Origin of the sequence: Brucella sp. 22210, from assembly GCF_052045675.1 — a bacterium.
Classification (GTDB): domain Bacteria; phylum Pseudomonadota; class Alphaproteobacteria; order Rhizobiales; family Rhizobiaceae; genus Brucella.
On sequence record NZ_JBQEPD010000011.1, the window covers coordinates 126906 to 140007 of the forward strand.

The following is a 13102-nucleotide window of genomic DNA, read 5'->3' on the forward strand; positions in this document are numbered from 1 at the left end:
AGCCGGTGCGGCATTAACGCCGCATCGGTAGTTTAACTGGCGCCACGTGCTTTCAGGATGTCGTCCAGCCAGTCACGGCGCAGCTCCGGAACGGATGTGATGAGCTGCTCCGTATAGGGCTCATAAGGCGGTTCGAAGATTGCCTTCGTGGTACCGGTTTCGACCACCTTGCCCTTCTGCATCACCATGGTGCGGTCGGCGAGCCGACGGACGACGCCAAGGTCGTGGGTGATGAAGAGATATGACACGTGCAATTCGTCCTGCAACTTGCGCAGAAGTCTGAGAATTTCCTCCGCGACAAGCGGGTCGAGCGCCGAGGTGACTTCATCGCAGATGATGAGATCAGGCTTGGCAGCCAGCGCACGGGCGATACACACACGCTGTTTCTGTCCGCCCGAAAGCGCGCCCGGCAGGCGGCTTGCGAAATCGGCAGGCAGGCCGATGAGTTCAAGCAGGCGCTTGACCTCAATCTCGCGCTGGTCCTCATTCATGCCGAAATAGAACTTCATCGGACGACCGATGATTTCACCAACGGTCTGGCGCGGGTTCAACGCCACGTCGGGTAGCTGGTAAACGAGCTGAATGCGGCGCAGTTCTTCACGGCTACGCTTTTTGTAGTTCGCTTCCAGCCGATGCCCGGCAAGCGTGATGATGCCGCTCGAGTGCGGCGGCAGGCCTGCAATGATGCGCGCAAGCGTCGATTTGCCGGAACCGGACTCGCCCACAACTGCAAGCGTTTCACCGCGACGGATATAGCAACCCACATCGGTCAAAACGAGTTTCTTGCCGTAATAGGCGGTTGCGCTCTTCACTTCGAGCAGGATTTCGCCGGTCTTGTGTTCGGCCTGTTCGCCCGAAATGCTGGCTTCACGTTCGGATACCAGACGCTGGGTATAGTCCTGCTTGGGTGCTTCGAGAATTTCTTCCGCAGAACCAAGCTCGACCATCTTGCCATGACGCAGAACCATGATGCGGTCGGCGATTTGCGCCACCACGGCGAGGTCATGCGTGATGTAGAGAGCAGCGGTGTTATAACGCTGGATCAGGCTGCGCAAGAGTGCCAGCACTTCGATCTGGGTCGTCACATCAAGTGCGGTGGTCGGCTCGTCCAGCACCAGAATATCCGGGCGGCAGGACATGGCCATGGCGACCATGGCACGCTGCAACTGGCCACCGGAAACCTGATGCGGATAGCGGTCGCCAAAATTGTCCGGGTCTGGAAGCTGTAGCGCGTGCAGCAGTTCCAGCATCCATGCCTTTGCTTCCGCTTTGGTCATGAGGCCATGATAAAGCGGGCCTTCCATAATCTGGTCGCCGATGCGGTGCGCCGGGTTAAACGACGCTGCCGCACTTTGCGCCACATAGGCGATGCGTGCGCCGCGCGCCTTTTCGCGGGTCTCGCGAGTGCCGTCCATCAACGAAATATCGTCAACGACAATGGTGCCCTCAGCGATCCTGCAGCCGCCACGGCCATAGCCCATCGCGGTCAGACCAATGGTGGATTTGCCAGCACCGGACTCTCCGATGAGGCCCAGCACTTCACCACGCTTCAGCGTCACATCGACATGATCGACAAGCGTTGCGCCATTGGGTGCTTTGACGACGAGGTCGGAGATTGAAAGAACGATATCCTTGCTCATCGATCAGCTCCCTGCGTGGTCGTGCGTCCGGCCAGAAGCCAGTCCACGACAAGGTTGACGCCAACGGTGAGAATGGCGATTGCAGCCGCCGGGAACAGCGGTGCGTAGAGGCCGTAGAGAATGGCCTGCTGGTTGTCCTTCACCATGCCGCCCCAGTCCGCAAATGGCGGCTGGATGCCGAGACCAAGGAATGACAGACCGGCTACGAACAGGAAGGTGAAGCAGAAACGCAGGCCGAATTCCGCGATCAGCGGCGGCAATGTGTTCGGCAGGATTTCACGCCAGATCAGCCAGCCGAGACCTTCGCCGCGAAGACGAGCGGTTTCGGCATATTCCAGTACATTGACGCCCTGCGCCACAATACGCGCCAGACGGAACACGCGGGTGGAATCGAGCAATGCGATGGTGATGATCAGCACCGGGAGAGAAGAGCCGAGCGCCTGAAGGATGACGAGCGCCGAAATGAGGACCGGAATGCACATGACGGTATCGACGATGCGCGACAGGATCGTATCGACCCAACCACCGAAAATGGCGGCAAGGAAACCGAGAGGCACGCCGACGCTGAACGACAACAGCGATGCAGCCAGTGAAACACCAATCGACATCTGCGCACCAAAGAGCAGGCGCGAGAGCATGTCACGGCCATTCTGATCGAGACCGAACCAGAACTGTGCCGATGGCGGATCAAATGGTGCGCCGACAATATCTTCCTGACCATAAGGCGCGATCATTGGGCCAAACAGGAACATCAGGAGGCAGAGGGTGACGATGGCGAGACCGACCCACGCCGTCAGGGGAATAGATTTCTTCATTGTCTTCACCGTGGGTGCCTCAGGCGCGGATTGAGCGCGATGGCAGCGACATCGGCGATGATATTGAGAATGACATAGGCCGCACCGAAGACGAGGGCCGCAGCCTGCACGAGCGGAAGGTCACGCTTGGAAACGGCGTCAACCATGAAGCGGCCAAGGCCGTTATAGTTGAAGACCGCTTCGACCAGCACCACGCCGGTGATGAGGTAAGCGATGTTGAACGCCACCACATTGACGATTGGCGCTGCCGCATTGGGCAAAGCGTGCTTGGTCACAACACGCTTGGTGCGCAGACCTTTCAGATAGGCGGTTTCAACATAGGCCTGATCCATAACCGACAAAACGGCGGTGCGCGTCATGCGCATCATCTGCGCAACGGTCACCAGAACCAGCGTCAGTGCGGGCAGGGCCGTGGCCTGAATCCATTCAAGGAACGTCATGCCTTCATAGGTATCGGCAAGGCTCGGCAGCAGGTTGAAGCGGATCGACAGGAACAGGATCAGCAAAAGGCCGAGGAAATATTCTGGCAGCGAAACGAAGGCGAGCGCCACGATATTCACAACGCGGTCGAAGATGCCGCCGCGCTTAACCGCGGTAATGAGGCCAAAGAGAATGGCGATCGGGACGCTGATGACTGCTGCAAAGGCTGCAAGCGCCATCGTATTCCAGAATCGCGGCCACAGGAGATCGGCAACCGGTTGCTGGTTGGCAAGCGAGGTGCCGAGATCGCCGGTCACGAAACCTGCCAGCCACGCGAAATAGCGTGCGAGGACCGGTTGATTGAGACCGAGGCTTTCGCGCAGCGTCGCAAGCGCTTCCGGCGTGGCATTCTGACCGAGAATGGCGGACGCCACGTCACCCGGCAAGATCTGCGTGCCGGCGAAAATCAACGCCGACACGAGGAACAGCGTGAGGAGCCCGAGCCCCACACGCTTAACAATTAGAACGAACATTTATGCTTCCAGCCAGACTTTTTCGGCAAGGCGCGCACCCATCAGATTGAACATCGGATGCGTGGTCACGCCCTTGAGCTTCTTGGAGGTGGCGTCGAGATAGTCGCCGAACATCGGAATAAGCGCGCCGCCATCATTGCTGATCATGGCCTGCAATTCGGCGTAGCTTTCCTTGCGCTTGGCCTGATCGAGCATCGCACGGGCTTCAAGCAGCTTGGCGTCGAAATCGGCGCTCTTCCAATGCGTATCGTTTTGCGATGCGTTGGATGCGTAGGCGACCGACAGGGCCTGATCGGCGGTCGGGCGACCACCACGATAAGACATGCAGAACGGCGCTTTCATCCAGACATTGTCCCAATATCCGTCAGCCGGTTCACGCTTGATATCGATCTCGATGCCCGACTTGGCGGCGGCGGTGCGGAAGATCGCAGCGGCATCGACAGCACCCGTGAAGGCTGCATCGGAAGCGGATAGCTGGATTTTCAGCGAATCCATGCCAGCCTGTTTCAGATAGAACTTGGCCTTTTCCGGGTCATAGGCGCGCTGCGGCAGTGCGGCGTCGAAGAACGGGTCGGTGCTCGGGATCGGGTTGTCGTTGCCGAGACGTCCATAGCCGCGCAAGGCGGTCTTGAGCATCTGTTCACGGTCGATGGCGTGCTTGACGGCAAGACGGACATTGTTGTCGGTAAAAGGTGCCTGCGTGCAATCCATCAGGAAGGAGAAGTGCTGGCCGCCAGACGACTGGACGATGTTGAGGTTCGGATTGCGCTTCAACAGATCGACGGTCTTGAAGTCGAGCTGGTTGATGGCGTGCACCTGACCGGACATCATGGCGTTGGTACGGGCAGACACGTCGTTGATAACGATGACTTCAACCGCATCGACCCATGCCGTGTTCGGCTTCCAGTAGTTTTCATTGCGCGTGAAACGCGAACGCACGCCTGGCTGGAAACGCTCGAAAACGAAAGGTCCGGTGCCGACCGGCTTGTTGAAATCGGTCCAGTCTTTCGGAACGACGAGGAAGTGATAATCGGACAGGATGTAAGGCAGATCGGCATTGCCGCTCTTCAGCGTGATCTTGACCGTGCCAGCATCGACCTTGGCGACATCGGTGAATTCCGAGGCGAGCGAACGCGCGCCAGATGTAGTTTCGCCGCGATGCAGGTTGATCGAATAAATGACGTCGTCGGCGTCAAGCGTCTTGCCGTTATGGAAGGTCACGCCCTGACGAACCTTGAAGGTCCATTCCTTGGCGTCGGCTGATGGCTCCCAGCTTTCGAACAGTTCAGGCACAGCCTTGTTGTCGGCGTCGATTTCGACAAGGCCGTTCATCAGCATGTAGGCCTGATTGACCGGAACCCAGTCCTTCAGAAGGCGCGGATCAAAATTGTCGGTCGTGCTGCCGCCGCCGATGCCGAGCTTGAGCACTCCACCTTTCTTTGGCGCGCCTTCGCCTGCCGCCGCAGCGGGCGAGGTGATCAGGCCGCTCATGCCGGTGATGCCCACCAGACCGAGGCCGGCTGCGCTCGCCATGAAAGAACGACGCGTCAATTGAAACTGGCTTTTTTGCTCAGGCATTCTGTACCCCTGTGTTTAAGTCATAGCTTATCGGCTTTTGCGGGTGGGGTAGCTTACTGTAGCCCTTATTTTCAAGGGTTGATGTCGGATTTCTGGGTATGACTTTTAAGCATACCCCCATGCGAAATGTGTGTCTTGGCATTTGCGCGAACAGGAATAAAGGAGCGTCCAACAGTACCGGCAGGGGCGCCTTTCCGTAGGGGAAGCCGTCTCTGCTTTTTCAGATTTGGATGATCCTGGAGATCGAAAATGGGTTTGCCGGATGTTATCGGCTTGGTGGGCGCGTTCTTTTACCTTCTTGGCTATGCGCTGATTCAATTGCGTATTTTTACCGTCGACGATCCGGTCATTCCGCTGCTGAATGTGCTGGGCGGCGTCGCCCTGATCTATTCGCTGGCCTGGAATTTCAACCTCGGCTCTTTCATTTCGCAGGTTGCCTGGCTGGTCATCACCGTTTTCGGATATATCCGCTTCCGCATGGTGTCGCGCCGCCGCGCCGCACTCCCGCAGGAATGATGCGTTTCGCCGGTCCCATCATCTTTACGTGATAGGATCGGTTCCATTGCTTGCAATCAGCCAGTCGGCCACTTCCCGCACGATTTTGCGCTGGTGACGGTCGGCTGGCCGCATCAGATAGAAATAGGCGTCCGACCGCATCATATGGCTGTGTACGGGCACCAAAGTCCCGCTCGCAAGCTGCTCCTTGATCAGCCATGTCCAGCCGAGCGTGATACCGATGCCTTGCGTTGCCGCGGCGACGCAAAGGCCGTAATCGCCAAGTCGCCATTCCAGCGCGCCGGGCGGCGGCGACAGTCGGGCGTCGTGCCACCATTCCGGCCATCCCTGCCACTCGCGCATCGTATCTTCGATAGCGAGCAGCACTGGCGCTTCCTGCTCCATGATGTTGGGCACGCCCGGCGCTGATACCGGCACGACTTCCTCTCGACCGAGGACCGTCAGATTGACGCCAATGGGGCGTTCTTTGCGATAAAACAATGCAAGGTCAAACTCATCGAGCCGTAAATGGGCGACGTCATCCGTCACGCGCAGCCGGATTTCGATGCCTGAAATCTCTGCTTTCAACTTGCCTATGCGCGAGAGAAACCACTGGTCGGCAATGCCGCGCGAACAGGCGATGGTGATCTGCCGGGGGCCGATCCACGCCCGAAGGCCATCTGTGACAGCGCTGAGATCGCCAAGCAGTCGGCTGACTTCCGAGGCATAACTTTCGCCGATAGCGGTCAGCTGTACGCCGACAGGCAGACGATTGAAGAGCTTGGAACCAATGAAAGCTTCCAGCTTGCCGATCTGTCGGCTTACGGCGCTCTGGGTCAGGCCCAGTTCCAGACCTGCACGGGAGAAACTGCCAAGTCTGGCTGCGCTGTCGAAAACCACCAGCGCATTGAGCGGCGGCATGGATTGACGACCGACTGCCACTGTTGACTACTCCCGTTTGCCAGAAGGCATGAATTACAATTTCGGTTTGGTTTTGTGTATCCGAACCGCGTTCGTCAAGCCCCTGTCAGGGAATATCCAACCGCTCAGAGAAACGGTTTGCCAGCCTAAGACGCTTTCGGTGTGGCGATATCTTCGAGCAGAGCGGAAGCGTTGGCGGATAAAGGGCAGCCTTTTTCACCGAGATACTGCACGGCATTGCGCGCCAGGGTGCGATCTGCGGCATTGCCTATGAACGTTGTCAGCGAATTTTTGAACTCCAATACGATGTTCTCGGTTCCTCGCATGGTGCGATAGTCAACGCGCGACACGCTGGAATATGGCCTGGAGCGCAAGCGAAAAAGCCGGAATTCAATGCGGTCATCATGGAGCGTAAGCCGCGGCCCAATATTGTTGTGACCCCAAGCTATCCAGGGAATGGCTTTCCATCCGCCGAAAGATGCCCTCAGCGGTATATTCAATGAGTTCTGCGTGTTCATTGCTTCTAGCTAATGGAAGAGCGGGTCGGAGGAAAGTCGATTGTGGCTGCGCTGTAGCGGCGCTGACAGGATGGCTGCCGTTGGTGTCGTGTTGTGCGGACGAGACCAAACAAATCAGCCGTTACGAAACCAAATCTGATCCGCCGAATTTTCCAAGTAAAACTCAGTGATCCGGATCGACTATCTATCGATAGATATCCATATCGTCTGCGGCTGCTGCGCCAAAACCACGCGCATAGGAATGGCCGCTATAAACCGCAGCGGCGATGATCGATGGTGCATAACAGTCACCAATTGAGGTGACAGATTTTATACCCGCGTCCTGCCATTCATCCCGGCGTGCTTCCAGCGCAGTCGGCAGGCCTTTGTCGGGATGGCGACTGGTGACCGGCACCAGCGTTCCGCATGGAATTTCGGTTTCCTTGCCGGAATAGACACATGCGATAGACAGGCTGTCGGGTGTTTGTCTGGCGAGCCTGTGTAGCGGGATTATCCTGACGCCCAAGTCTATCAATCTCGTTTGAATCTTCGATTGTTCGAGCGTGTGTTCACTCCACGGGGCTACGATTGCCGCCGGTGTTACCAGTGTCGTATCAATGCCGCGGCTCACCGCCAGTTCGGCCAGTACCGAGCCGAGATAGTAACGGTCATCATCGAATATCACGAGAGGTCCGCGACAATCATCAAGTGATGTTTTGTCCTTCAGGATGGTGTCCACACTGAGTGTGTGTCCTTCCAGTGTTTCCGGGGGTTGCCTGTGGGAGCGACCGACCGCATCCGTGCGCCAGCGCGCGCCGGTTGCCAGCACCACATTTGCAATTCCGTAGGTCAGGATTTCATCGGCGTCCAGATGGCTGTCGAGATACATCTCCACATTGGTCGCGCGCTGCAATTGCGTCATGCGCCAATCGCGAACACGCGCCCAGCTTGCAAGACCGGGCAGGGCTGCTTCCTCCGTCACACGCCCGCCCCAATGGGTGTTCTTTTCGGCGATGATGATTTCTGCGCCGCGCTCGGCCATGGCACGGGCAGCTTCCAGACCGGCGGGTCCTCCACCGACCACCAGAACTTTCTCGGTGGTCTGTAGCTTGCCGATTTTTTCGGGGTGCCAACCCTTACGGGCTTCTTCGCCAATTGTCGGGTTTTGGGTGCATCGCAATGGTGCAACGATGTTGTCGCTGGCGGTGCATATATTGCAGCCGATGCATTCGCGAATGTCATCGACGCGACCAGTCCGGATTTTCTCGGGAAGAAACGGGTCGGCAATTGACGGGCGCGCAGCGCCGATAAGATCGAGAACGCCGGACCGGATTGCCTGCACCATCGTGTCCGGTGATGTATAACGGCCGACACCCACGACCGGTTTGCTGGTGAGCGATTTCACAAAGGAGATATAAGGCTCCTGAAACCCCTCCTGTGAAAAGCGGGATGTCTGGCTGTCGTTGGACCAGCCGGACAGGTTCACATCCCAAAGATCAGGCTCGTCGGCGAGGGCGGCAATGACATCCCGTCCTTCACCATTGTGCTGGATACCCTGATCACCCAGAAATTCCTCAACCGCAAAGCGCACCGCAATCGCGCATTTGTCACCGACAGCGTCACGCGTATCCGCCAGCACTTCACGAAACAAACGCAGGCGGTTCTCGAACGACCCGCCATATTCGTCTGTGCGGCTATTGTAGCGTTGCAGCAGAAAATGCTGCAACAGGGTCATGTCGTGGCCTGCATAGACATAGACAATATCGAAACCGGCCCGCTTGGCGCGCAGTGCTGCATCGCGATGCCACTTGCGAAACCGCGTAATGTCGGCCTTGTCCATCGCTCTCGCCTGCACCGGATCTTCCACATCGACAATCATGTCCATGGGGCCAAGAGGCGCCAGTCTGGTCAGGCGGTTGGAGACATGGATACCGTTATGCACGAGCTGGATTGCAGCGAGACTACCATGCTGGTGAACAGCGTCGGTCAGCTTCTGGAGGCGGTCGGCATCCTTGTCGTCCCATATGCGACCCTGATTGGAAGGCGTGATATCCGATGTTGGATGGATTTCGGTTTCCTGTGTGGAAACCACGCCCCAACCGCCCTCTGCCTTCATCTCACGCAGGCGAAGATCATGTTCGGGATAGCGATGCCCCATGCCGCTACAATGCGGAACCTGATAGAAGCGGTTCTTCGTCGTGACGGGACCAATCTTGATCGGCTCGAACAGAATTTCGTGACGCTTGTCCATGGTCGCTCTGCTTATCATTTGGAAGAATGTCACCCCTTTCGGGGTGACTCAATCAGAGGTGAATCTTTGCCGCGTCTAACGCGCCAGAGACCTTTTGAAGCGAGCTTCGAGTTTAGCCTGACCATATTCCAGAACGATGGAAAGGGCCCAGTAGATCATCGATGCGGTGATCAGCATTTCGATGTGCCGGAACTCGGTCTGGCCCTGTGTGCGGGCGAGATACATGAGTTCCCATACGCCGATGACGGAGACCAGTGACGAGTCCTTGAGCATTGCGATGAACTGGTTGCCGGTCGGCGGAATGATGATGCGCATTGCCTGCGGAAGAATGACCAGCCACATGGTCTGCGAAGGGCCAAGGCCGAGCGCGAATGCGCCTTCTTGCTGTCCACGCGGAATGCTTTCGATGCCTGCGCGGAAGATCTCGGTCATATAGGCGCCATAGCATAGCGACAGCGCCAGAATACCGGCAGGGATAGGCCCGATGACATAGCCCACCTGCGGCAGTCCAAGGTAGATGATATAGATCTGCATCAACAAGGGCAGGCCACGGAAGAGCGAGGTGTAGAATGTCGCCAGCCCATAGACGAGGCCGTTCTTTGATAGCTTGGCCACAGCGCCAACCAACGCCAGAATGGTCGCGAAAAAGATGGAGGCTGCGGAAATATAAAGCGTTGTGACGACACCCTGACTGATCAGAAATCCGATCTTGCGGGCTATGAATTCAAACGAAAGATTGAATGAGTAGAAGAAGATCATCAAGAGCAGGAACAGTTCCAGCCATATTCCGGATATCTGTGCCCAACGCGGAAAAAGTCTCAGAAAACTCCAATTGGCGAATATGATAACGCTAAGCAGTATAGAGGAGATCAGCGTCGCTTTGGTGAAACCCGCTTTCGCGACTTTGGGGTCGATACCAAGCCAGTTTGTTATGCCGGAGAACCGGATATTCATGAAACAGAAGAGTGCCGTCAGGATAACAAAGAACGCTATCTGAACAGTACGCTTGGCGGCCTCCGGCCGCATCAGAAAAAACCTCCCGAGCATGTTCTCTCCTCTGTTAGCTTGCCTTTCGCTCAGCAAGCCAATCCTGCATCTGCAATTTCCAATAGGTAAGCTGTGCGGCTGCGAGGCCAGCGGCTCCGCCAGCCCAGACCAATCCGAATTTTTCGAATAGCTTGTAGCGGTCACTCTGTCCGCAGATGGCTTCCGCCACGACCTTGCCGCCAATGGCGGTTGTGTTGAGCCCATGGCCACCAAAAGCGGTGCAATACCATGTGCGGTGGTCCAGTTGTCCTATCTGGGGCATCAAATGTCTGGCGTAAGACATTAGGCCCGACCACGCCAATTCCGTCTTGAGTGACGCAAGCTGGGGATAGGTTCCCACCATCTCGTTGCGCAACTCGCGCACCACGCCGGGCGTATTGGCTGCTCTTGTGGTGATGCGTCCGCCCCACAAAAGTCTGCGACCACCATCAATCACACGATAATAATCACCAGCGCGGCGGTTATCACCAATCGCGGCTGTTGTGCGGATTGCCGATGCAATCAGTTCAGGCGCTTCTTCACTCACCATCACATAGGTGGCAATTGGCAGGTAGGCCCGCCTGATCTGGCCCACCAGACCGTCAGTATAACCACCAGTGGTGATCAGAACTGCGCCTGTCTTGACCTGTCCCTGAGCTGTTTTGACAAGCTTGCCGTCCTTGTGGTCGAGCAACTGCACCACACGGCTATGCTCGAATATCCGCCCACCAAGCCGCTCTATCTCGCGCGCCAGCGCCCGGAGATAATTCAATGGATGGATATGGAATGCGTTAGGGTCGTAAACCGATTGGAAGTAGCGCTGCGAATTCAGGATGCTGCGCGTTTCCGCCGTTGGGTGGAAGTCTATTCTGTAGCCGTAATCGCGTTGCAGCGCATCGGCGTAGTGTTTCAGGCTGTCACCATCGTCATAACGGCGCACATGCAAAATGCCGGGAATGGACTGGGCTTCATCGATCTTCAGCGTGTCGATGTTTTGCCGAACGAATTCGACACCTTCAATCGACAATTGATGCAGTGTCTTGGCAACAGACTTGCCAGCCCGGGCAGCAATTTCATCGCCGCCTGACGCAAAGCCAGGGCTGACAAACCCGCCATTGCGCCCGGAGGCGCCAAAGCCGATGCTCTCGGCTTCCAGAACAACAACTTTTTTGCCTGCGCGCGACATCTGCAAAGCGGCTGACAATCCAGCCAGCCCGCCGCCGATCACGGCAACATCCGCTGTTATTTCGCGTTCAAGTGTCGGGCGCACCAATGCGTCCGCCGTCGTCTGGCTGTAATATGTGGCCGGATAAGTCATCGCAACACCAGGAAAAGCATATCGGATGAGCCACCTTCACGATGGCTCATTTCGATATTGATCTAAGGATAATGTCAGTCGGCGCTGTAGTCTTTGCCGTACCACTTTGCAGTGAGTGTCGCCAAAGTGCCGTCAGACTTCATCTGCTTGATGATTTCGCCAATCTTGGCGGTCCATTCCGGATCGTTCTTTTCCGCGATGACCACGAGTGGTTCACGGAAGGCATATTCGCCCTCAAGAATCTTCACCGGATAACCGTTCTTGATGGCGTTCTGCGCGGTCTGTTCCGGCGCAATGATCGCATCAATGCGAACACCATCACCCAGTCTCAGATCGTCGAATGGCAGCATGGAATCCGCGAAGGTGCGAATTTCGCCCGGTTCCAGCTTGTATTCGATTGGGGGAAGGCCCGGTGCGTCAATCTCCAGCTGCCGACGCGCGAAATCTTCCGACGTCGTTGCCGTTTCTACGCCAATGACTTTGCCCTTGAGATCAGCAACGGATTTCGCCTCGCTGTCCTTGTGAACGACATAGACATAGGGGCTGTAATAATAGACACCGGCGAAATCGATGACATTGGCGCGTGCCTTGGTCGGCGTGACCGATCCGACGCCGACGTCATAGCGACCCTGCCAGCGTCCGCCAGTCAGTGTTGCCCAGTCCGGTGTTTCGAACGATACGCTGACGCCAAGGCGCTTGCCGATCTCGTTGGCCACGTCCACGTCGAAGCCTACGAGTTTGTTGGAATCATCCAGAAAGCTTTGGGGTGGCCAACCCGCATTGGTTGCAACAACCATGGCCTTTTTTTCCATGACGCGATCCAGCGTCTCTCCTGCATAAGCAGAAAATCCGGTAGCGAGAATAGCGCCTGCGATACCCATTATTGTTATTATTTTTTTCATTTTATCGAACCCCTCCTCTGGTTTGATGCTTGAGCATCGCATAAACCCGGAAGCGACGGCTAGGCGGCCCGAATAAGTAGGTTATGAAATTAGCGTATGATGATATGCTTTTCTTGCAGGATGTGGGTTCAAGCCTGCTTGTGTTCGGGGCCGCTCATGCGAGAGGCCCCGCTGTGATGAATGAATGCGTCTTATCGTCAGTTTTACCGACTATGGATTGCGCACAGCCATTGCAGTGACTTCGACCCGCATTTCCGGGGTGGCTAGGCCTGCAACGCCCACGGCGCAACGAACCGGAAACGGCTTTTTGAAAAAGCGCAGATAGACTTCGTTAAAAGCCGGGCGTTCATTGATGTCGGTCAGATAGATCGTCAGGTGAATGACATTCGCCAGACTGCTGCCCGCCTTTTCGAGCGATGCTTTGAGACTATTCAGCGTGCATTCGCTCTGAGCGGTTATGTCGCCGGTTTCCATGGAACCATCTGCCCGGATCGGAACATGGGTGGTCACCAGGAAATTGACGATGCCTGCAACATCGGAAGAGATTTCGCTCTCGTCCGTATCTTCAAGGAAATAGGGCGTTGTGCCGTTTGTCATGGTCTTCTCCAATCGTTAGCGGGCATCCATATTCTGTGACGCGGTTTTCGGATAAGTTACGCATTAAAACAAGCAGCCAGAGCGTTGTTATTGCTCAAACTGAATGTGC

12 protein-coding genes are annotated in these 13102 nt (G+C 56.5%); 1 reads left to right on the forward strand and 11 read right to left on the reverse strand.

Going from position 1 to position 13102, the window contains the following annotated elements; all coding sequences use genetic code 11:
* Positions 1-32: 32 nt before the first annotated feature.
* Genes ACTJKP_RS15680 through ACTJKP_RS15695 form a run of 4 tightly spaced genes read right to left on the reverse strand, consistent with a single transcriptional unit; the run spans position 33 to position 4986 of the window.
* Entirely contained in the window at positions 33-1640 is a 1608-nt protein-coding gene (locus ACTJKP_RS15680) for an ABC transporter ATP-binding protein (protein WP_440631312.1), read from the reverse strand.
* Complete coding sequence (locus ACTJKP_RS15685; RefSeq protein WP_121539578.1) at positions 1637-2455, reverse strand: ABC transporter permease; 819 nt, start codon at positions 2453-2455, stop codon at positions 1637-1639. The genes ACTJKP_RS15680 and ACTJKP_RS15685 overlap by 4 nt, the downstream gene beginning before the upstream one ends.
* Before the next feature lie 5 nt (positions 2456-2460).
* Positions 2461-3408: an ABC transporter permease gene (locus tag ACTJKP_RS15690; RefSeq protein ID WP_151588922.1), complete on the reverse strand. Its 948-nt coding sequence runs from the start codon at positions 3406-3408 to the stop codon at positions 2461-2463.
* Positions 3409-4986, reverse strand: a complete 1578-nt coding sequence (locus ACTJKP_RS15695; RefSeq protein WP_440631313.1) for an ABC transporter substrate-binding protein — start codon at positions 4984-4986, stop codon at positions 3409-3411.
* Between the two features lie 249 nt (positions 4987-5235).
* Between ACTJKP_RS15695 and ACTJKP_RS15700 the strand changes: the two genes are divergently transcribed.
* Positions 5236-5502, forward strand: a complete 267-nt coding sequence (locus ACTJKP_RS15700) for a CBU_0592 family membrane protein (RefSeq protein ID WP_061348194.1) — start codon at positions 5236-5238, stop codon at positions 5500-5502.
* Between the two features lie 24 nt (positions 5503-5526).
* Here the strand turns inward: ACTJKP_RS15700 and ACTJKP_RS15705 are convergent, their stop codons facing one another.
* The 7 genes from ACTJKP_RS15705 to ACTJKP_RS15735 form a co-directional block, all read right to left on the reverse strand.
* The gene (locus tag ACTJKP_RS15705; protein WP_151557507.1) at positions 5527-6423 is read right to left on the reverse strand and encodes a LysR family transcriptional regulator; all 897 of its coding nucleotides are present in this window, start codon (positions 6421-6423) and stop codon (positions 5527-5529) included.
* A 125-nt stretch (positions 6424-6548) separates the two neighbouring features.
* On the reverse strand, positions 6549-6920 hold the full coding sequence (locus ACTJKP_RS15710) for a hypothetical protein (RefSeq protein WP_440631314.1): 372 nt from the start codon (positions 6918-6920) through the stop codon (positions 6549-6551).
* 184 nt (positions 6921-7104) lie between these two features.
* Positions 7105-9150 carry an oxidoreductase gene (locus tag ACTJKP_RS15715; protein ID WP_440631315.1) on the reverse strand — a complete coding sequence of 682 codons (2046 nt, stop codon included), beginning with the start codon at positions 9148-9150 and terminating at the stop codon, positions 7105-7107.
* A gap of 75 nt (positions 9151-9225) precedes the next feature.
* On the reverse strand, positions 9226-10197 hold the full coding sequence (locus ACTJKP_RS15720) for an amino acid ABC transporter permease (RefSeq protein WP_440631316.1): 972 nt from the start codon (positions 10195-10197) through the stop codon (positions 9226-9228).
* A gap of 13 nt (positions 10198-10210) precedes the next feature.
* Positions 10211-11494 (reverse strand): NAD(P)/FAD-dependent oxidoreductase, encoded by a 1284-nt coding sequence (locus ACTJKP_RS15725; RefSeq protein ID WP_440631317.1) that lies wholly within the window; start codon positions 11492-11494, stop codon positions 10211-10213.
* Between the two features lie 74 nt (positions 11495-11568).
* Positions 11569-12396, reverse strand: coding sequence for a transporter substrate-binding domain-containing protein (locus ACTJKP_RS15730; protein WP_078338913.1), 828 nt, complete (start codon positions 12394-12396; stop codon positions 11569-11571).
* A 210-nt stretch (positions 12397-12606) separates the two neighbouring features.
* The gene (locus tag ACTJKP_RS15735; RefSeq protein WP_440631318.1) at positions 12607-12993 is read right to left on the reverse strand and encodes a RidA family protein; all 387 of its coding nucleotides are present in this window, start codon (positions 12991-12993) and stop codon (positions 12607-12609) included.
* Positions 12994-13102: the final 109 nt, after the last annotated feature.

What these genes read in the sequence shown, in the direction of transcription:
- ACTJKP_RS15680 (WP_440631312.1), bottom strand. Translation starts at nt 1,640, where the DNA reads ATGAGCAAGGATATCGTTCTTTCAATCTCCGACCTCGTCGTCAAAGCA.
- ACTJKP_RS15685 (WP_121539578.1), bottom strand. Translation starts at nt 2,455, where the DNA reads ATGAAGAAATCTATTCCCCTGACGGCGTGGGTCGGTCTCGCCATCGTC.
- ACTJKP_RS15690 (WP_151588922.1), bottom strand. Translation starts at nt 3,408, where the DNA reads ATGTTCGTTCTAATTGTTAAGCGTGTGGGGCTCGGGCTCCTCACGCTG.
- ACTJKP_RS15695 (WP_440631313.1), bottom strand. Translation starts at nt 4,986, where the DNA reads ATGCCTGAGCAAAAAAGCCAGTTTCAATTGACGCGTCGTTCTTTCATG.
- ACTJKP_RS15700 (WP_061348194.1), top strand. Translation starts at nt 5,236, where the DNA reads ATGGGTTTGCCGGATGTTATCGGCTTGGTGGGCGCGTTCTTTTACCTT.
- ACTJKP_RS15710 (WP_440631314.1), bottom strand. Translation starts at nt 6,920, where the DNA reads ATGAACACGCAGAACTCATTGAATATACCGCTGAGGGCATCTTTCGGC.
- ACTJKP_RS15715 (WP_440631315.1), bottom strand. Translation starts at nt 9,150, where the DNA reads ATGGACAAGCGTCACGAAATTCTGTTCGAGCCGATCAAGATTGGTCCC.
- ACTJKP_RS15720 (WP_440631316.1), bottom strand. Translation starts at nt 10,197, where the DNA reads ATGCTCGGGAGGTTTTTTCTGATGCGGCCGGAGGCCGCCAAGCGTACT.
- ACTJKP_RS15725 (WP_440631317.1), bottom strand. Translation starts at nt 11,494, where the DNA reads ATGACTTATCCGGCCACATATTACAGCCAGACGACGGCGGACGCATTG.
- ACTJKP_RS15730 (WP_078338913.1), bottom strand. Translation starts at nt 12,396, where the DNA reads ATGAAAAAAATAATAACAATAATGGGTATCGCAGGCGCTATTCTCGCT.
- ACTJKP_RS15735 (WP_440631318.1), bottom strand. Translation starts at nt 12,993, where the DNA reads ATGACAAACGGCACAACGCCCTATTTCCTTGAAGATACGGACGAGAGC.